This window comes from Laspinema palackyanum D2c (genome assembly GCF_025370875.1).
GTDB classification, from domain to species: Bacteria; Cyanobacteriota; Cyanobacteriia; order Cyanobacteriales; family Laspinemataceae; genus Laspinema; species Laspinema palackyanum.
This window is the reverse complement of the sequence record NZ_JAMXFD010000002.1, coordinates 150699-170948: the sequence shown is the minus strand read 5'-3', so window position 1 is coordinate 170948 and position 20250 is coordinate 150699. Positions and strand designations below refer to the sequence as shown.

The window sequence follows — 20250 nt, the reverse complement described above, 5'->3', positions numbered from 1 at the left end:
CCGATCCGAGGCTATCCGGCTATTATTTAACCAGAAACCGGGTTCAATGATAGAAATTTTTAATCATCCGACCTTGAACCCCATTGATTAGATATTCTGATTGACTCCAAGGAGTTGATCAGGCAACCCAAGGCTGACAGATTTTATCTTCCAATTCCGCCTCTTGGTCGCTCATGGAGGCGATCGCCCCTTGAATCACTTGGCGAGGGTCCAGCCCCTGATCCACCGACTTTAACCACCGTTGCGCTTCATTCCCGAACCGCAGAATTTTTTTCAGGGGAGAGAGAAAACAGCTAAATCCATGTCTCTTCGCCGTCGGCAAGACTTCTTCATAGAGTTCCTCAATCCAATCTCGGGCCAAAATCGTTCTCCCATCTTGCCAGTGGCGCAATTGCGCGTCTAAACTGCGGTGAGCCACAGCAGATTCATTGGCATCGGTCAGGGCAATTAGGTCATCAGCGCGAGTTTGTGCCGGTAACAAGCTCAGTTCTAGGGGGTCGAGGTGGGGATTTTCAATCAACTGCCACAGACGGGCCTCTAGGAACGCGGAAATAGCAAGTAAGGCGATCGGGTCAGAGACTAATTCACAGATTCGCAATTCCAGGCGATTGAGGGTGTAAGGACGGCGATCGCCATTGGGACGGACCGAACTCCAGAAATGCCGGACATTTTGAAACACCCCAGTCTCTAACTGTTGCTCCGTCCACCGAATAAAATGAGCGTGATTTTCAAACAACGGGGCCGTTGCCGGGACTTGCGGGAACAGATGCCACCGGGTGGAGTGATAGCCCGTTACTTCCCCATCCAGGAACGGCGAGGCCGCACTCAAAGCCAAATACAACGGGGCCTCCAGGTGAATCAACCGACAAGCGCGCATCAGCAAATCCGGATTGTCGATTCCTACATTAATGTGAACACTCGCCGTTACCACTTTCGTGCCATAAGTGTTCTCGATAAACCCGTGATAGGGGTTATGAGGGTCAGAACGATAAAACTGGTCGGTCCTACCCAAAGAGAGGCTACTACCCGGAATTAACGTGTAATTCCCCACCGTCTGGAGATACTGCCGCAGGACCTGCCGAGGGCGCACCAATTCACATAACAACTGCTCATACCGAAACAGGGGCGGAGTCGTATATTCCACATTCCGGTTATCGGGCTCCCGCATAAAGCGCGGGAGAGCCTCCACAATTTTATCCGAGAGTCCGACAATATCTCCCTGGGGCGTGCCGGTATAAATTTCCACCTCAAAGCCTTTCGATAGCAGCATGATTTATCCTCCGCTCAATAGTTATGCGTGAAATGGGGTGAATACAGAAAGGGTGTAATCCTCATTCAGAATCCCTCTCCCATGATGAGAGCGGAATTTGAATTGAGCTGCCCTTTCTTCCATTATGAGAGAACAGGTGCGGGAAAGGGGACCGAAGAAGCTATCTTTGGTCCCTTTCCGGTTTGTGGGGGAGAGTTCTTAAACTCCGAAACCTGAAAAACTTGCCCGTTAAGGGTTATCCCCTTTTTAATCCCATACCGACTCCGGTTTAGGTCAGGGGAGGGGGGTTCTGTTTGACCCAAATTCCCATGCTCCCATCCCTGTGCCTGATTTGTACTTATGATGGCTTGAAGGTGGATTGCAAATCTCTCCATCGGCTGATGTTTTCTCTCCCAGACGGTTTTTCGCCGAGGGAAAGCCTGATTCTCGAAGGTTAAAACCAGCGTCGGCAAGGGTTTGGAGACCGATTGCTCTCTCTGGTTTTGCCGTGGCACTCGGGATTTCCTGGCAAACTCACCCCCTCCCCCCCTTGTCAATGGTTCCACACAATCAGACACTTAACTTGTAAAAGAGCAGCCGTCAGCCATCAGCGATCGGCTATGCTTGCACCTGCGTGCAAGTACCGAGTCCCCGGGTTTTGCTTTTGAGAGCTCCGCTTTCTGTTAAGACTGGCCGAGCTATTCAAGGCGAACGACTCGGAGGCGACCGGCTGAGTGCTCACGGCTGACCGCGTGACGCTGTTGAGAGGTTTTTCGTGAAAAAAGTCTTAGCCATTATTCTTGGAGGAGGCGCTGGCACCCGTCTCTACCCATTAACCAAGATGCGGGCCAAACCAGCCGTGCCACTGGCCGGGAAATATCGCCTGATCGATATTCCCGTGAGTAATTGTATTAACTCTGACATTCTCAAAATCTACGTTCTAACTCAATTCAACTCGGCTTCTTTAAACCGCCACCTTGCTCGTGCCTACAATTTCTCTGGCTTTAGCGAGGGATTTGTAGAGGTCCTCGCGGCCCAGCAAACAGCGGAAAATCCGACCAGTTGGTTCCAGGGTACTGCTGATGCGGTTCGCAAATATCTATGGCTGTTTGAAGAATGGGATATTGATCAATATTTGATTTTGTCCGGGGACCATCTTTATCGGATGGACTATCGCGAGTTTTTGCAACGCCATCGCGAAACTAATGCCGATATTACTCTCTCGGTATTACCGATTGATGAGAAACGGGCTTCAGATTTTGGTCTGATGAAAATAGACGACAATGGCCGGGTGGTTTCCTTTAGCGAAAAGCCAAAAGGAGATGCTTTGCGCCAAATGGCGGTAGATACAACAACGTTGGGTTTAACCCCAGAAGAAGCTCAAAAAACGCCTTACATTGCCTCAATGGGGATTTATGTCTTTAATAAAGATGTAATGGCGACGCTCCTGCGGGAAGCTCCCGATCGCACGGATTTTGGGAAGGAAATTATTCCCGCTTGCTCAAGCGAGTATAACGTTCAGGCGTACTTGTTTAAAGGGTACTGGGAAGATATCGGAACGATGGAATCGTTCTATGATGCTAATTTGGCCTTAACGAAGCAACCTCACCCACCGTTTAGCTTCTATGATGAAAAAGCGCCAATTTACACTCGTCCCCGGTATTTACCGCCGACTAAGTTATTAGATTCTCATGTCACAGAATCTATTATTGGGGAAGGCTGTATTCTGAAGGAATGTCGGATTGAACATTCGGTTTTAGGGGTGCGATCACGCATTGAAGCGGGCTGTTTAATTCAAGATAGCCTGATTATGGGTTCTGACTTCTACGAACCCTTTGCCGAACGCCAATCCGGTTTACAAAAAGGTGGGGTTCCCTTGGGAATTGGCTCGGATACGACAATTCGTCGCGCGATCGTTGATAAAAATGCTCGCATCGGTCGCAACGTACAAATTATCAATAAAGACCATGTGGAAGAGGCCAATCGCGAAAGTGATGGGTTCTATATCCGCAATGGAATTGTGGTGGTTTTGAAAAATGCCATCATTACGGATGGAACCGTGATTTAAAGGGGTTGAATTCTCCCTTGTTTGATTTGAGCAGGAAGGGCCTAATAACCCACGATTCCTGCTCAAGTCAAACAAGTTATCTTTTAAAAAGTTCAACGTCACGCCTTCAGTCGTTATCTTCTCTTAAGTTCAACGTCACGACTTCAGGCGTTATCTCTCTTCGTTCGTAGTAACGCCTTCAGGCGTTATCTTTCTTCGTTCGTAGTAACGCCTTCAGGCGTTTCCGGGCTAATCATAACAACAACCGGCACCACTAGGACGCCGGTAATGTACCGATGCGCTAGGGGTCTAAAGCAAATCCTGTGTCTAGGGGAAAAAAGACCCCAGTTGAGATATTAAACATTAAGAACGACTAAAGTCGTGACGTTGAACTTATGAGGGGGAACGCCTGAAGGCGTTACTACGAACTAAGAGGGATAACGTCTGAAGGCGTGATAGGGAAGACAGTACGGAAATTGCGTTAGGACCCCAGAGTAAGAACCGAACTGAAGGGGTGCTTAAATTTAGATACCCTAGATTAGGAGCACCGATCGCCTCGGCTGTTTCCCGAAAAAAAACTATAGACTAAATCTTTAATCGGTATAGGAGGAATTTTAATGGCTGCGACCGACTTCAAGGACTACTATGCAATTCTAGGAGTCAGTAAAACCGCAAGTGTTGATGAAATTAAGAAGGCTTTTCGTAAACTTGCTCGCAAATATCATCCGGATATGAATCCGGGAAATGCTCAGGCTGAGGCTAAGTTTAAGGAAGTTTCGGAAGCGTATGAAGTGCTCGGTGATACAGACAAGCGCAAAAAATACGACCAGTTCGGACAATATTGGCGACAAGCGGATGGTGCCGCAGGGGCGGGATGGCCCCCCGGTGGTGGGAATGTGGATTTTGGCGGGTTCGATTTTAGCCAATTCTCCAGCTTTGATGATTTTATAAATGCGTTGCTCGGTCGCGCCGGGGGACCTGGGGCGGGTCGCGCTCGTCCGGGAGGAGGCAATTATAATTATCGCAATGCTCGTTCGACTTCTACCAGTGGGTTTGGCGGGTTTGAGGATTTTGCGTCGGGGTTTGGAGGCGATCGCACCCCTGCTGGTGGGACCTCTGCGGACCGGGAAAGTAGTATTACTTTGACCTTTTCTGAGGCGTTTCAGGGGACCCAAAAGCGCTTAAATTTGGGGACGGAGGCGATCGAGGTCCGGATTCCCGCAGGGGCCAAACCGGGGACCCGGATTCGAGTCCGTGGCAAGGGTCTGGTCAATTCCCACAACCAACAACGGGGGGATTTGTACCTGAAGGTGGAAATCCAACCTCACTCATTTTTCCAGTTTGAGGGCGATAATCTCGTTTGCGAGGTCCCCGTGGCCCCGGATGAGGCGGTGTTGGGAGCAACTATTGAGATTCCTACTCCGGATGGGACGGTGAAAATGAATGTTCCGGCAGGAATTCGGTCGGGACAAACTTTGCGACTCAAAGGTAAAGGATGGAAAACGGCTAAGGGCGATCGCACGGATCAGTTGGTCAGAATTGCGATCGCCCCTCCCAAGGACCTTAATTCCACAGAAAAGGACCTCTACGAAAAGATTCGCAATGCCCGTCACTACAACCCCCGCAGTCATTTACAGTCGGTCCAATTGTAAATGACTGCCTGAGAAAAGGAGGTAAAGGTTGCAACAGCAACAACCGGCGGGGGATAAATCGATTGGCGGCCTAATAGCTAAAGTCGGTTAAAACCGACTAAAAACACCATCCCCTAAGACTTTCAGTCGGGTTCACCCGACATCTTACACCCGTTGCAACACCTATAGGGGTTAGAACCCGCTGATAATAGCTGGCATTTGTCTTAAGACGGCTAAAAAAACCACCGGATAAGACTTCTAGTCGGTTTCAACCGACTTTAGCTATTAGGCGGGGGTTTGAACCCCCGCCGTAGTGGCGCTTCGCGAAGCGCCACTACAGGCCCCCAACGTTTAAACGATTGGCGGCCTGATGTTGCTTAAGTCTACTTGCAACAGGGCGTGACTTGGCTGGGGCCAAGTCACGCCGGAAACGACTGAAGTCGTTACTACAAACGGGGGACGGGGAAACGACTGAAGTCGTTACTACAAACGGGGGAACAATTCTTAGCCCGCGCAGGGCTCTGGTGAGCCCTGAGTCCGTCGAAGGGTCGAACCACGGGCTTCGTCCGTATAGCCCCAGGCTTTAGCCTGCGGGGGTAGAAGAAAGAGCCTTCTCCATAATCAGCTTAGAACGTTTCACCGGATCAGGGATTTGAATCGGATAATCTCCCGTGAAACAGGCGGAACAGAAACGACTGGGGTCTTCTCCCGTAGCAATCAGCATTCCTTCCCAACTCAAATAAGCGAGGGAGTCTACTTCGATTTGTGCTTCAATCTCTGCTACGGATTTTGTCGCGGCAATCAGTTGATCCTGACTGTCGGTATCAATGCCATAGAAGCAGGGATGCGTCACAGGTGGGGAGGAAATCCTCATGTGCACTTCCGTTGCACCGGCATCCCGCAAGGCTTTGACGATTTTGCGGCTGGTAGTACCCCGCACGATGGAATCATCCACCATTAAGACTTTTTTGCCGACGAGGACATCTTTGAGGGGGTTGAGCTTCATCTTAATCCCGGACTCCCTCATGTGTTGAGTGGGTTGGATGAAGGTGCGCCCAACATAACGGTTTTTAATCAGTCCCTCAGCGTAGGGAATGCCCGATGTCTGGGAAAAACCGATCGCCGCCGGAATGCCGGAGTCGGGAACGCCGATGACGATATCCACATCAGCGGGAGATTCTTTCGCCAGTTGTCGTCCCAGTTGCAGGCGATAGCTATACAAGGATTCATTGCACATGATGCTATCGGGTCGCGCAAAGTATATCATCTCAAAGATACAAAGTTTGCGCTGGGATTCTTGACTCCAATGGAAAGAGGCTAATCCTTCTTCCCCAATCCAGACTAACTCTCCGGGTTCTACATCGCGCAGGTATTCTGCACCAATGATGTCTAATCCACAGGTTTCCGATGCCAGAACATAGCGGGTAGGAGTACCCTCTAAGGTACCAATCACCAGGGGACGAATGCCGTTGGGGTCCCGGGCTCCCATGATGCCTGTGGGGGTGGCGATCGCCAAGCTATAGGCTCCCTTACAGCGATGAAAGGCACTGATAGCAGCATCTAACCAATCTTTACCCTTGTCCACTTCCAACCCGATCGCCCAAGCAATCATTTCAGAATCCGTTGTCGTGATCAGGTTGCACTTTTGGTCGATCAACTCTTGACCCAGACTTGCCGTATTGACAAGATTACCATTATGTGCTAAGGCCAAAGGACCTAACCGAGTCTGGACGATCGCCGGTTGAGCATTTACCACCCGACTGGTTCCCGTCGTCGAATACCGGGTATGTCCCACCGCCAAATGTCCGGGTAATTCCCCCAGAATCGTCTCATTAAAGACTTGAGAGACTAGCCCCATGCCTTTATGCAAATGAACTTGGGCATTACTATCAAACGTCGCAATTCCAGCGGATTCTTGACCCCGATGCTGAAGGGCATAAAGGCCAAAATAGGTCATTTTTGCCACATCTTCACCGGGAGCATAAACTCCAAACACGCCACAGGCTTCTTCCGGTTTATCCGGGCGGTTGGACACAGCAGGGTTAACCTCAGTGGGTTCGCTCAAAGACTCTGCGGATGCAGGATAATGCTCGTCAGAGGACAAGGGATGATTGGGGATCATGCTTACGGCTTCGCTCCTGTTTGGGGTAGTAGATCAACCGGGAAGGTTTGGGGATGCAGATAGGCGACGTTCGATGGCATTGGACCAGCGATCGCGCATATCTGCCATACTAACGTCAATTAAGGGAAGGTTAACATCGGAATTAACGATTAAACCTGTCTGGATTTCCGATACTTCCCCAATTTTCTGCCAATTTCCTGCCAAGTGCTGTTGTAAATAAGATTCCCAGTTTTCCACCTGTTCTAGAGACACGGAGACTACAATTCGAGCACCGCCTTCGGCAAATAAAATTTCATCCCAGCGCGAGACGCCTGCTGCATCAACATTCAGGGTAATTTTCGCCCCTAAATTCCCGCCAATACAGGATTCAGCCAAAGCCACCACTAAGCCCCCTTCCGCTGAATCGTGGGCTGATTGTATCCACCCTTGGCGAATCCCTTCCCGACAGGTGGCTTGGACTTGTCGTTCCACCTGATAATCCACCACGGGCGGTTTACCAGCAACTATCTCGTGAATAGCGGCTAAATATTCCGAACCGCCTAAAGAAACATTCGGGGTAATCGCAGCAATAGGTAATCCTAATAGATAAATCACATCCCCGGGATTGCGCCACCCTTGTCCACAAACTTGGCTAATATCGGGAATCAACCCCACCATGCCAATCACTGGGGTGGGATAAATCGGCGTCGGTTCTCCCTTGGCATCGAGGGTTTCATTGTACAGAGAGACATTCCCCCCAGTTACGGGAGTAGAAAACTCGGTACAAGCTTCAGAAATGCCTTTACAAGCGGATGCTAACTGCCAATAGCCGACAGGTTTTTCGGGACTGCCGAAATTGAGATTATCCGTCACCGCAATGGGTTCGGCACCGACACAGCTTAAATTGCGGGCAGCTTCTGCCACCACTGCCTTTGCCCCTTCGTAGGGGTCCAGATACACATACCGGGAATTGCAATCGACGGTAGCGGCAACCCCGCGATGAGTTGCAGGAGTGGAGGAGAGGGGTTCTTGGGGACGTAACCGAACGACTGCTGCATCTCCCCCTCCAGGCAACAAGACGGTATTATTCTGCACCTGATGATCGTATTGCCGATATACCCACCGCTTTGAGGCAATGGTGGGAGTATCTAACAATTGCAGTAAAATCTCAGTCCAAGTCTGGGACTTGCCTTGGATTTCGATGCCTTCTGCGGTGCAAGGGGGAAGGGTAGCGGGAGTCCATTGCCATGCTTTTTGGGCATATTCTGGAGGTTCTGCCATTAACTGGCGATCGTAAATGGGGGTATCTTCCGCTAAAGCGCGACAGGGGATTTCTGCGGCAACTCCTCCTTGATGGAGAATCCGCACAATCGGTTCAGCAATCACCGTCCCGGCAATTACTGCTTGCAGTCCCCAACGATGGAAAATCTCAATCAGTTCTTGTTCCCGTCCCTTGTGTGCCACAAACAGCATCCGTTCCTGGGATTCGGAGAGGAGGAACTCGTAGGGAACCATGCCGGTTTCTCGGACGGGAATTAAGTCTAAATCCAGTTCAATGCCGAGATTACCTTTCGCTGCCATTTCTGAGGTGGAACAAGTAATTCCCGCAGCACCCATATCCTGCGCGGCAACCACTGCGCCCGTGTTGAAGGCTTCTAAACAGGCTTCGATGAGGGATTTTTCTAGGAAGGGGTCACCGACTTGGACGGCAGGGCGATCGTCTGCGGATTTATCGGTGAGTTCTGCACTGGCGAAACTTGCCCCTCCCATGCCATCTCTGCCGGTGGTAGAACCGACATAGAGGACGGGATTACCGACACCGGAAGCACCGGATTTGACAATTTCCGGGGTTTCCATAATCCCTAATGCCATGACATTGACGAGGGGATTGCCGGTATAGGCGCGATCGAAGTACACTTCGCCCCCAACTGTGGGCACCCCAACACAGTTATGGGTGACAATGCCGGAGGTGGTCACAAACAGATGAGTGTTGTCCACTTCAATATCGTAGACATCGCATTCTTCAACCGCATTCGTTTCAATGCTCTTAATTTGGACAAATGCGAGTTCATTGGAGATGGAATAACGGGGGAATGAATATTTTGTCCCGTTATAACGTTCCAACGCTGTAGCTAATTCGGCGTTGCGTTCTTCTCCAAAAACATCAGCTAATGCGGTGAGTCCGTAGACATTGCAAACTTCCATTTGCCATAAGGCTTTACGCTGATAGATGCGGCCTTGAATATTGGTTTCTTTGGCGGGTTGCTGATAGATTAGCGGAATAGCGCCGAAGCTCTGCATCAGCAAAGTTACTTGCTCAAACAGTTTATGGCTGGTCGTGGCAAAGCTAATTTTGGCATGATTGCCATGAGTTTTGGTGGTTAAAGAACCATCGCCGCGTAACAAGCCTTTGAGTGCCTCACGCTGTAAAGAACGAGGCCATTGGAAGATAAAATCGGGTAAGGCTTTATGACTGGCGTCACTGCCACATTGCCATACTTCTTTTAAGAGATAACCTAATAGCCAGGATGTGGCATAAACGGCGATCGTAGACTCCCGGGTTTCGACGCAGGGGCGCAGTCCGAGGGTTTTGAGTCCATCCATGACATCATGAACATATTCGCTTTCATGGAGACCAAAGGTGAAAATTATTTTATAGGTCTTGCCATTTTCAGAAACGCAGCCTTCCGAGAGGTAGTAGCCGAGTAAGCGTGCAAATGTTTCATCCGGCTGAATGATGGCATTCATGTAGTTAGCTTTGCCGCTGCGCCGATAGAGGCGGATGCTACTGCGCGATACGTCGAGGAGGGGTTCTAATTTGAGAAAATAGGGCAGGGGTAATATGCCTTTGCTGAGGTATCGATGCCGATTAACGGGGGAAGGTTCGATGGAACACAAGGCATCACGGATTTCGGTGGAAATCTGCCACTTTGGAGGGAGAGCAACGTAAACGTCTTGATTTCCGAGGTAGCGATCGTCTAAGGCATCCAGCAGATCCAAGGCGGGAACTTCCCCAGTGGATTCTGTCTGGGGGGAGGGCATATTGATCAGGATGGGAAGAAGATCCCCCTGCTTTAAGCTGTCGGCATTGCGAGTCTGCCAGATTCCCTCTTCTAAAATGCACATCGGATGATCCGGGGTCATGGTTAGGGTCCGACCCAATGCTGTGCGGATGGTAATTAAGTTGGTGGCGCATCGTTTGAAGACGCGGCGAACGGGTTGCCAGCAACTCTGCTGGGTATTAGGTTCCAGAGAGAGGGTTTCAATGCCAGCGCTGGGATCAAGTTCTGCGGTGGTTTGATTTGGGGGTAAATGGGATTCGACAAAGTTGCCGATGGTATCGAAATGAACGCCATTTTTATCCCGCCAGATTAGGGTTTCGCTCTTGATCAAGCAGTTTCCGTAATGGCTGATCCCTTCTACAACGCCGGTGAAGATGCGGCGAGTGCGGGGGTCTTCGATATTTCCGAAGCGGAGGGAGTTGAGAAGGGCGATCGGGCGTGCACCCATTGTAAAGATATCTCGGAGGATACCGCCAACGCCGGTGGCTGCACCTTGGAAGGGTTCGATCGCCGAGGGGTGGTTATGGGATTCGATTTTGAAGGCGAGGCGCAAACCGTCTCCGCAGTCTATCACCCCGGCATTTTCTCCAGGACCGACTAGGATGCGATCGCCGGTGGTGGGAAACTGTTTCAGCAGGGGACGGGAGTTCTTATAACAACAGTGTTCGGACCACATCACGCCAAACATTCCCAATTCTGCTTTATTGGGATGACGTCCTAGGCGTTTGACGATTTCTTCATATTCTGCCGGTTTCAGACTTTCGGCAGCGATTTCTTCCGGAGAAAAGGGGGCGTTTGAGATTGCAGACATGGATTAGGGCGTTGCACCAGAGTACAGTACCCCTATTTTATCTGGATTTGGGCCATTCCTCCGTTTTGATATGTTTTCGTAAGAATTCCCCTGATGCGGAGTGGCTCTAGCGATCGCCTCAGCTATGGCAGAATGGGCACGGATTGCTTGCGATCGAGAATTGCTCAAAGATGACCCAACTTTGGGGTGGGTGAGCCCAGGACATCCGTTGGATCAAGTTTACGACCTGTTGTCGGGTAAAGTAGAGGAGTGGAGCGATCGCGCAATATCTCTAAATTGGGCCAGCAAATCATATCGTAATGTCTCGTAACGAAGCGAACACCCGAAAAGAATTAATCGATAAAGCCCTACAGACAGCGGGATGGAATCTCGAAGATCCCAACCAGGTGGGGATAGAGATTCCGGTGGATGGCTACGATGCAGAACCTTGGAACGGAGTTACGGATTATTGTCTCTATCAGCCGAACGGCGAGGCGATCGCAGTTGTGGAGGCGAAGCGACAAAGCCGCGATCCCAGGGTAGCAGAACAGCAAGTAAGGCGTTACGTTACGGAGATTGAGAAGCGCCAGAGCTGTTTTTCCTCTAAGCTAAGAACGGCGACACCGGAACAGTTAAACCGCATTATCGCAGATTTGGCGAGTCAGATGAAGAATCGGCGATCGCGTCCGAGTTCGTTTGTGGAGATTGATTTCGTTTGTGGATTGAGATTGATTTCGTTTGTGGATTGAGATTGATTTCGTTTGTGGATGGAGATTGATTTAGCCGATCACATTGCCGTTAGCGGGTATATTACTTTAGGAGAAGGGGGAGAACAGGTTTATATTGAGAAATTTTGTATGAGGAACCGCTTGATCGGTTTAGTGAGGATGCTGTGGAGAGGTGGTTTAGTGAAGAGGAATTGGAGGATTTGATTGAGTTTACAGAAAATTTGGCAGATTAGAATTATCTAACTAGGATTGTATTGGGGTTTGTTCACAAAATTTGTCATGGACATGAAAAAATTATTTCCCGGATATTATTCATTAAATCAAGAGCAGTTTAAAGAACTTTGGGAAAACTGCATATTTGTATTTGATACAAATATACTATTGAACCTTTATCGATATAGTAAAAATACTCGCAATGATTTTACCAATAATATCCTTCGTAAAATTGAAGAACGGTTATGGATTCCTCATCAAGTTGCCCTTGAGTTTCAAGAGAAGCGTCTTACGCTAATTGAATCTCAACAAACACAAATTGACACAATTAAAAGTAAATGGGAGAAGCATAAAACTGCATTTTTGGGGGATATTCGTAAATTCTACAGTGTAAACCCAAAGAGTTTAATTGGAAGACTTGACAAGGAATTATTGGAATACTTGAACACTAAGAATTCTTTGATATACGAGAAATTAGAATTAACTAAACATGATGCAATAAGAGACATAGTAGATGAGCTCTTTCATGGTAAAATTGGAGAAATTCCGGCCAAGGGAACATTAATGGATATATATAAAGATGGGCAAGAAAGATATAAAATAAAATATCCTCCAGGATTTTGCGATCATTATAAAAAAGAAAAATCAAAATACCCTCCTTATCTATATAAAGAAATGGAGTTCAAAAGAGAGTATGGGGATCTAATTCTTTGGAAAGAGCTTTTAAAAGAAGTCGAATCTCGTAATTGGAAGCACATAATTTTTATTACTGATGATGAAAAAGAAGATTGGTGGAATATAAACTCAGGTAAAACTATTGGCCCACGCCTAGAGTTAATTCAAGAAATGGATGAAGCAGGGGTTTCTCTATTCTATATGTATAACTCAAAAGGCTTTATTCGGTTTGCAGAAGAACATTTAGGTACTAAAATTTCAGACTATTCAAAACAGGAAATAGAAGAGATTGCCGACTTAAATAAATATTTACCTGCAGCTTTAATTGGTCTAAAAGTTGAGCGAGCGGTTTTTGAGTGGTTAATAGGTGAGTATCCTGATGAATTAATCACCCATAATGAAAGAATAAGGGATTCATATATCGATATATTGCGTGATTCCAATGGTTCTAAAGTTGGATATACAGTAAAATACAGAAAAGGTAAAGTAATTAATCTCACGACGCTCCGCGAATCTATCATAAAAATGCAACTTACAATTTCGAGGGAAAGTTTAGATTTTGGATATATAGTTATAGCAACTGATCAGATTGAAAATGATAGTTCAATGTGGTTAGTTGCAGTTAAAAAAATCATACAAGATCTTGAGTTTGCTGATAAGTTAGGCTTTATTGTAGGAGGTATATATGTTCAACGAGACGGCACGGGAGCGGACAAATACATTTTCCAGGAATTTAGTACCATTAAAGTCCAAAGTGATAACGCTTAATATTTAAAGGCCAATTTTTATAAACTGACAAAATAACTATAGACACTGGATTTCTTCAATCGTGCTAACTGACCCGGAAATCAAATCGAAAGTTGATAATACACTTCTGGGATCTCTCAACGCATTAGAACGGTTTCGATTGTCCTATTTGATGAAGATGTTGCTAGGCTTGTAACAGCAGTACCGGATAGATTAGGAGGGTTATAATGGCTCGATTTCAGCTATTTGATGGGGTTAAACTCACTGAAGCCATTCCCTTGACTGATGGGGGAGTGGCGCAGGTGGATACCGTTGGCACAATTGTGGAAGTTCTGGGAGAGGGAAAGGCTTATCTTGTCGAATTGTTTGGGGATTGGGTTAAGTACGATGAAACTGGTAATTTTGTGTCAGCGACTCAGGATGAAGCGGATTCGTTTATGGAGACAATCGGGGTAGAAACTGTTTATCCTCATCAATTCGTTTTAACAATCCCTGCTCGTGAAGCGATGGGAGTTCGCGAACATTTAAGAACAGTTTTAGATAATTTATCGGATGATTTAGTTGATGAAGTTTGCGACTTTGCCGAATTTTTACAGCAGAAACAGTCACAAAAGCAAGTCAGTTAAAAAATGCTAACGGATCCGGAACTGAAATCGAAATTTGATACCATTTGGGATAGATTAGGGTCGTCGGGACTGTCTAACTCGATGGACCCGAGCGAACAATTCTTTTCTCTTTTTCAAATGCCTGGATGATGCAGAGAACCAGCGGGAGAAACAAGCAAAGCTGCGTAAAAAAGAATTTACCCCGCAAATTAAACCAGAATGGAGATGGAAGTACGGGAGTTGATGAGTTTTATCGATGAAAAATGAAAGTTAGAGAAGTTATTAAAATGTTAGAAGATGATGGTTGGTATTTAGCCAGAACAAAGGGGAGTCATCGTCAATTTAAACACCCAGAAAAAGCTGGAACTGTTACAGTATCAGGTAATTTAGGGGTTGATATGCCAATTGGTACGCTAAAAAATGTTTTGCGGCAAGCTCAACTAGAAGAGGAGGAAGAGTAATGCGTTATGCGGTTGTAATTGAAAAAGGTGAAACTAGCTACGGCGCTTATGTTCCCGATTTACCTGGATGCGTAGCTGTAGCTGAAAGTTTAGCAGAGGTCAGGAGTTTAATTAAAGAGGCGATCGCATTTCATCTCGAAGGGTTACAAGAGGATGGTTTTACTATTCCCGAACCTGTCTCTATTTGTGAATATGTTGAAGCATGATAATTATGATCTGCCAGAGGTAACAATGGAAAGGTAGCTGAAGTTATAGCATATTATAGCTCAGGAAGTAAGATAGTTAAATGAATTACTTGAATCCGAATAAATCTGACGATGCGTTTATTTTGAAACGAGAAGAGGCGCAAGCCTACCTGCAACGGATTACTGATCTGCCAAAGTTCAGCCGGTTGACGGTTTCAGACTTTCGGCAGCGATTTCTTTCGGAGAAAAGGGGGCGTTTGAGATTGCAGAGATGGATTAGGCCGATCGCACCAGAGTACAGTAACCCTATTTTATCTGGACTTGGGCCATTCCTACCCATTGATATGTTTTCCTAAGAATTCGCCTAATGCTTCTTTACTCATTTTGTCTTCCACCACATCCAGGACCATCTGGTATGTCGCATCCGGTGACAAGTTGAGGCGGTATCCGTTGATTCTGAGGAACGTCAACATTACCGCTAAGGCAGTGCGCTTGTTGCCATCGACAAAGGGATGATTCTTTGCCAGATGGTAAAGATACGCTGCGGCTTGTTCTGGTAAAGTGGGATGCAGCAACTGTCCGCTAAAGGTAGCTTGAGGTTGAGCGAGTGCGGAATCGAGTAACCCTTCGTCTCTAATCCCAGAAGTGCCGCCAAATTTTTTGATTTGACGGTTGTGGATATCCAGAACTTCTGACATTTCAATCAATCTAGGAGTCTGCAAGGCGACGGAAAACCTCCTCCCATTCTTGTTCGATGGCTAAATAAGCCTCTAAGACTTCTTCTTTGGAGGCTGATGTAAATAAGGGTTGGTCTGCCGATCGCCCTTGTTCAGTTGCATCAGTGCTTTCTGGACTGGATTCGGTGCGATCGCCTCCGTCTTCCTTATGCTCCTCAATGATTTCTGTTAGTTCTACAGAGCTTGTTTGCGCTTTTGCAAACACCGGATTGCCATCGTGCTTACTAATCATAGCCACTTCTTGACTAAATTTTGCTAATAGGCTAAACAAGAAATCTTTCCATTCTCCCCCTCTTTCAAGTTGATGAAACGTATATTTTGCACAGTCTGGATTGTCAAACCATACTTCAGTTTTATCTAAAAAATGAGTCTTTAAATTGGGCAATTCTTGCTTAACCCTAGATGGAAAATCTAGGAGCAGGGTTATAAAATTTTGTTGTTCCACTCCCGTCAAACTTCGAGAAAACTCTACCGTATGGGTGTGGGTTTGAACCGAACCCTCGCGCGACCCTTGACTCCGACGCCGGTTTAAATCGTTTAAGGTATATTTAGGTTTCATAGCTCTTTTCACCTATCCTATAGGTCTGAACTCAGCAACTTGATTTAAAAAATCAAACGCAGTAAGAGAAAACCAGACTTGTTGCGCTTTAAATTTCACATTAACAATGGGTTCTATTCGAGCATCTTTTCTATCCAAGAGATATTTTAATTCTACCACAGATAACGATATTTCTATGACCGTATATTCTAACGTTTCAGCATTGGGGGCTAAACTGGCAAAAAACCAGGCGACATCTAAATCCAACGCTGTATAAAGTCCTGGCCCTAATTGAACCGGGTTAACTGGTAACTTCACCAGGCGATCGGGATTTAAGCCGTTATTGAGAATATCCAAGGCACTATAAACATCTGTTCCATGATAGAGGGTTATAGTCGTCACAGTTTCTCAGCTAACTCCAGTAAATATTTAAACGAACACAGCAGCAGGATTATAGTTTATTTTTAGAGAAATCCCTTGGCGAGGAATATTCCGGAGAAATCCCCCTAGTTGGTGTTCAAATCTTGCTTAGGGAGGTTTGGTTAATCTGATAAAGATAACGACTGAAGTCGTTACTACAAACTGAAGAAGATGAGCCCGCGCAGGCGGGCTTTGTTCGTATAGCCCCACCCTTCAGGGTGCGGACGGGCTGTTACAAAGATAACGACTGAAGTCGTTACTACAAACTGGAAAAAGATTAGCCCGCGTAGGCGGGCTTTGTTTGTATAGCCCCACCCTTCAGGGTGCGGGCGGGCTATATTTTCCTACACCTTAGCAACTTCTGAAAAACGAATTTTCAAATAATCATCTTCCATTTTGGCTCCCGAAGGTTGTAAAGCAGCCAAGGCTTGGGGTAGTACCAAATTCCGGCGATGATTGCCGATGGTAATATTCAACTCATCGGCACTTTTACTGAGTTGAATTTGGTCTTTGGGAATACCCGGTAAATACAGTTCTAAACTGTATTCATTCTGGTTCTGAACCACTCGGACGGTGGTTTCTTTATAGTAAACCTGGCTGGGGTCTTCATCTTTGCCGTACAAAGTTTCTTTGAGGCGATCGAGCGCTTCTAAGCCGCACATTTCCTCAGAATAAAGGGGAACCTCTTTCACGGGTAACGGATGGAAATTTTCGTGAATTTCTTCTCGGTACTGGGTTTGGTTTTCTTTCCAGCGTTGGAAGAATGGATCGGTGACACTTTCGGGAATAATTCGGTTAGCCACAATCAAATCTGTGGCTACATTATATAAGCTCAAATAGGCATGAGCGCGTAAGGATTCTTTAATCACCATTTTCTCGGGGTTGGTGACTAAGCGGACGGAGGTTTTAGTATTGTCGGTTAAGACCTTTTCTAATGCCTCAATTTGTTCATAAAACTCATACGGCGCATCCATCACCTCTTTATCGGGGAGGGAAAATCCGGCGATCGGGCGGAAGATGGGTTCGACGAAGGGTCGCAACGCCACGGATATGCCTTGGAAGGGTTTATAAAATCGTCTCATGTACCAGCCACCGACTTCGGGTAAGCTGAGTAAGCGCAGGGCAGTTCCGGTGGGTGCGGAGTCAATAATTAGGACATCATAGAAGCCTTCGTCATAATGCCGTTTCATCCGCACTAGACCAAAGATTTCATCCATTCCGGGTAAAATGGCGAGTTCTTCAGCTTGAATTCCTTCGAGTCCTCTGGCTTGCAAAACTTGGGTAATATAACGTTTGACCGAGCCCCAGTTAGCTTCTAATTCGATGAGTGCATCCAGTTCTGCACCCCAGAGGTTCTCGCGAACTAGGCGAGGTTCATGCCCTAATTCCATGTCGAAGCTATCGGCCAAGGAATGCGCTGGGTCGGTACTCAATACTAAGGTTTTATAGCCTAATTCGGCACATTGTAATCCGGTGGCAGCGGCAACGGATGTTTTACCCACGCCGCCTTTGCCGGTCATTAAAATTAATCGCATGGATCTTTTACCCCTGCCTGAGAATTGTTAACATCTCTTTACTTTAACGGTTTTTTTCGGAAACCTGTGGTTTGAAGTGCTGTTTGAGGACATCGAGGCGGGAGATATCCCAGTAATCGATATGGGAGATGATTTTTCCATCAGGGTTGAGTTGCAATTCACTCCGTCCCGAGATGGCAATCCGGGGTTGCCAGGGGAGGGGGGTGGTCCAGTTCAGGGTCCAGCGGGTTTCGATGGTATCCTCGATGCGGCTAATGTCGTGTAAGTCCATTTTGATTTGTTTAAACCAGGTGGACATGAGGCCAATCATCTGTCGGTAGCGATCGCATCCCCGAAATTCGGTCATCGGGTCCTTAAAATAAACCTCTTCGGCATAAAGGCTATAGGTCTGATTTTCGGGAAACTGTTGATAGTCTTGTTTGAGAATTTCAATAATGTCCATAAAGCCAAGATAATTGCAGCAACTTTTAAGAACAATAATAAACCCCCAGCAATTGCCAGGGGTGAGTTAACAGGTGATTCAATTGAAGGGTTGAAAAAGAATTTTTACCCCTTCAATTTCTAACCTTTAGGCGAACCATTCTTCGACGGCTTCTTCTTTGGTGTTGGTCCGACGAGCAGGGGTGACCCGATTGAAGTTCATGTGGATCTCGCGGGTTTGTTCTCCGTCGGAAGCCACTGCCACGATCGGGTAGTCGATGATGCCATCTTGGAAGGACATCTGGAAGCGGAAGGTTCCATCTGCATTCAGTTTGATGGGACGTCCACCGATGGTGACGGTGGCATCGGGTTCGGTGGCACCGTAGACGATTAATTCAGCATCGGCAACCAACCAGAATTTACGGGGACGGTTCGGGGGTGCGGAGGCGAATCCTGCACCGGACATATTCATGCCGACTCCGGACATATTCATACCGATACCGGAAGCCGTTGGCACGGCCCACATTCCCACACCGGAGGGGAAGACGTAGGAACTGAGGGACTGTTCGGGGGCCATCGAACCGGGAACGTGCTGCATGGACCCGAACAGGGAACCGGCAACGCGCTGAGATTCGGCACTTTCAGCCATACCGAAGATTTCGTCGTAAATGGCGTTGGGGCTTGTTGCAACTGGGGCTTTCTTGCTGGGGGGAACCAGTTGCATGAAGGTTTTGCCGCGCAGGTCTTCTTCCCATTCGATGGTGAGGAAGTGGTCTTCAATCCAGTCGGAGGGATAAACCGGGGGAATGTGGACGAGGGCGGAACGGGAGAGGACTAACCAGCGACCATCGGCACAACGGTAGCCGATATCCACGACGTAATCGCGATCGCTGACAGGGATGGGTAAGTACCATTCCCGCGCTAGTTCATCACAAGGATATTCTTGAATGCTGTGGGGGCTTTGGGTTTCGATGTTGATGTCTGTCACATCGTACAGGCGCAGGGCTAATTGTTGGCCCCCTTGACGGCGCATTTCTTCTTTGTTGGTGTTGGGAATATCCCAGTAGCTATAGGCCCATTGGGGATCACGCGGTAACAGCATGATTCGGCTTTCACCGTAACCACCCGGTAAATCGCCGAGTCCTTCATCGACTGAGGCGAGAGTTCCACCTGTGCGATCTTCTTGACCCAGTTCAAATTTTGCTGCTTCCACTTCTTCCTGTGCCTCCAATGTACGAGTTTGTTCTACGGAAATCTTGGTGCGTTGTTTTTCTTGAATTGATGCCAGAAGTTGAGATTTTCTCATCCGGCTATAACGAGAGATTCCACATTCACTTGCAACTCGGCGGAGTTGCCTTAAGGTCATCTCTTCTAATGGGGGTCTTTCTTTTGCCATTGTTCTCTTGGCCTCCTAATTTCGGCTATACGGCAGGTGGGTTGGTTCCAATGTCAAAATTTCTCGTTGTGGTTAAATTGGTTCGAGAAATTTAGTTCGGAATGTTAGTTAGCCTTGCCTGTAAATGAGCGATCGCGATCCTCCTTCCCTATCATTAAGTTTTTATGGCGGGACGAATCCCTAGTTAATTAAGTGAATGGAATTTGCAGGCTGGATCATAAAACGGTTGCCTTACGATTTGCCAAATTCATAAAAATTAGCTGCGGCGCGATCGCCGATCGCGTTTTTATTTGCCCCTACAGATCCGGTCCTGCTACACAGTCTTGAGATGGGGTTTTCCTTTGTGTTTTCTTCCGCCCATCTCAATCAGAGGTTCTGATTGGAAGTGGCTTCAGAAATCAACCCAGATGAGTCCTTTTCCCTTGACTGTTCCTCGCTCAATGCGGGGATTTGCAGTTACCCTCATGGGCCCGACCCATGTTTCCCGAGGTTGAGGGTCTTCATCCAAAATGGGGTTAACTCTCAATGGGGTCCCTGGGCTGTTGAGTACAGCTTTTTTTTGGGATCGTGGGGGATCGCTTGGTTATGTCTATGTTGCAGAAAATATTCCATAGGGTCAAGGGGGTACAGCAGGTGATTCTAGGTCAATCTACGGGTTATTACGGATTTACAAGTAGTTCGGGGATCGCAATGTCATGAATTCTTGATAT

Annotated in this window: 17 protein-coding genes; 8 read left to right on the top strand and 9 right to left on the bottom strand. The window is 47.3% G+C overall.

Annotated features, from left to right (window positions below):
- Positions 1 to 118: 118 nt before the first annotated feature.
- The gene (gshA, locus tag NG795_RS03545) at positions 119 to 1270 is read right to left on the bottom strand and encodes a glutamate--cysteine ligase (RefSeq protein ID WP_367287292.1); all 1152 of its coding nucleotides are present in this window, start codon (positions 1268 to 1270) and stop codon (positions 119 to 121) included.
- Between the two features lie 754 nt (positions 1271 to 2024).
- On the opposite strand from gshA, the gene NG795_RS03540 reads away from it, so the two are divergent.
- Both NG795_RS03540 and NG795_RS03535 read left to right on the top strand, forming a co-directional pair.
- Positions 2025 to 3317 carry a glucose-1-phosphate adenylyltransferase gene (locus tag NG795_RS03540; RefSeq protein ID WP_367287291.1) on the top strand — a complete coding sequence of 431 codons (1293 nt, stop codon included), beginning with the start codon at positions 2025 to 2027 and terminating at the stop codon, positions 3315 to 3317.
- 596 nt (positions 3318 to 3913) lie between these two features.
- Entirely contained in the window at positions 3914 to 4948 is a 1035-nt protein-coding gene (locus NG795_RS03535; RefSeq protein WP_367287290.1) for a DnaJ C-terminal domain-containing protein, read from the top strand.
- A gap of 562 nt (positions 4949 to 5510) precedes the next feature.
- Here the strand turns inward: NG795_RS03535 and purF are convergent.
- Both purF and purL read right to left on the bottom strand, forming a co-directional pair.
- Complete coding sequence (gene purF, locus NG795_RS03530; RefSeq protein ID WP_367287289.1) at positions 5511 to 7049, bottom strand: amidophosphoribosyltransferase; 1539 nt, start codon at positions 7047 to 7049, stop codon at positions 5511 to 5513.
- A gap of 33 nt (positions 7050 to 7082) precedes the next feature.
- On the bottom strand, positions 7083 to 10901 hold the full coding sequence (purL, locus tag NG795_RS03525) for a phosphoribosylformylglycinamidine synthase subunit PurL (protein ID WP_367287288.1): 3819 nt from the start codon (positions 10899 to 10901) through the stop codon (positions 7083 to 7085).
- 124 nt (positions 10902 to 11025) lie between these two features.
- Here purL and NG795_RS03520 point away from each other — a divergent pair, with 124 nt between their 5' ends.
- From NG795_RS03520 to NG795_RS03495, 6 genes are all read left to right on the top strand, one after another.
- Entirely contained in the window at positions 11026 to 11211 is a 186-nt protein-coding gene (locus NG795_RS03520) for a hypothetical protein (protein ID WP_367287287.1), read from the top strand.
- Positions 11201 to 11629 carry a hypothetical protein gene (locus tag NG795_RS03515; RefSeq protein ID WP_367287286.1) on the top strand — a complete coding sequence of 143 codons (429 nt, stop codon included), beginning with the start codon at positions 11201 to 11203 and terminating at the stop codon, positions 11627 to 11629. Before NG795_RS03520 ends, NG795_RS03515 begins: the two co-directional genes overlap by 11 nt.
- Positions 11630 to 11893: 264 nt before the next feature.
- Positions 11894 to 13264 carry a PIN-like domain-containing protein gene (locus tag NG795_RS03510; protein WP_367287285.1) on the top strand — a complete coding sequence of 457 codons (1371 nt, stop codon included), beginning with the start codon at positions 11894 to 11896 and terminating at the stop codon, positions 13262 to 13264.
- Between the two features lie 206 nt (positions 13265 to 13470).
- Positions 13471 to 13869 carry a DUF2281 domain-containing protein gene (locus NG795_RS03505; RefSeq protein ID WP_367287284.1) on the top strand — a complete coding sequence of 133 codons (399 nt, stop codon included), beginning with the start codon at positions 13471 to 13473 and terminating at the stop codon, positions 13867 to 13869.
- A 242-nt stretch (positions 13870 to 14111) separates the two neighbouring features.
- On the top strand, positions 14112 to 14309 hold the full coding sequence (locus NG795_RS03500) for a type II toxin-antitoxin system HicA family toxin (RefSeq protein WP_367287283.1): 198 nt from the start codon (positions 14112 to 14114) through the stop codon (positions 14307 to 14309).
- A complete protein-coding gene (locus tag NG795_RS03495; RefSeq protein ID WP_254565562.1) occupies positions 14309 to 14515 on the top strand; it encodes a type II toxin-antitoxin system HicB family antitoxin in 207 nt (68 codons plus the stop codon). The genes NG795_RS03500 and NG795_RS03495 overlap by 1 nt, the downstream gene beginning before the upstream one ends.
- A gap of 311 nt (positions 14516 to 14826) precedes the next feature.
- On the opposite strand, the gene NG795_RS03490 is transcribed toward NG795_RS03495, so the two are convergent.
- From NG795_RS03490 to NG795_RS03465, 6 genes are all read right to left on the bottom strand, one after another.
- A complete protein-coding gene (locus NG795_RS03490; RefSeq protein ID WP_367287282.1) occupies positions 14827 to 15192 on the bottom strand; it encodes a type II toxin-antitoxin system death-on-curing family toxin in 366 nt (121 codons plus the stop codon).
- Between the two features lie 10 nt (positions 15193 to 15202).
- Positions 15203 to 15790, bottom strand: a complete 588-nt coding sequence (locus tag NG795_RS03485; protein WP_367287281.1) for a hypothetical protein — start codon at positions 15788 to 15790, stop codon at positions 15203 to 15205.
- 12 nt (positions 15791 to 15802) lie between these two features.
- A complete protein-coding gene (locus tag NG795_RS03480; protein WP_367287280.1) occupies positions 15803 to 16171 on the bottom strand; it encodes a hypothetical protein in 369 nt (122 codons plus the stop codon).
- A gap of 362 nt (positions 16172 to 16533) precedes the next feature.
- The gene (locus tag NG795_RS03475; protein ID WP_367287279.1) at positions 16534 to 17724 is read right to left on the bottom strand and encodes a TRC40/GET3/ArsA family transport-energizing ATPase; all 1191 of its coding nucleotides are present in this window, start codon (positions 17722 to 17724) and stop codon (positions 16534 to 16536) included.
- Positions 17725 to 17767: 43 nt separating this feature from the next.
- Positions 17768 to 18166, bottom strand: a complete 399-nt coding sequence (locus NG795_RS03470; protein ID WP_367287278.1) for a C6orf136 family protein — start codon at positions 18164 to 18166, stop codon at positions 17768 to 17770.
- A 126-nt stretch (positions 18167 to 18292) separates the two neighbouring features.
- Positions 18293 to 19540: a DUF4912 domain-containing protein gene (locus tag NG795_RS03465; protein ID WP_367287277.1), complete on the bottom strand. Its 1248-nt coding sequence runs from the start codon at positions 19538 to 19540 to the stop codon at positions 18293 to 18295.
- Positions 19541 to 20250 lie beyond the last annotated feature (710 nt).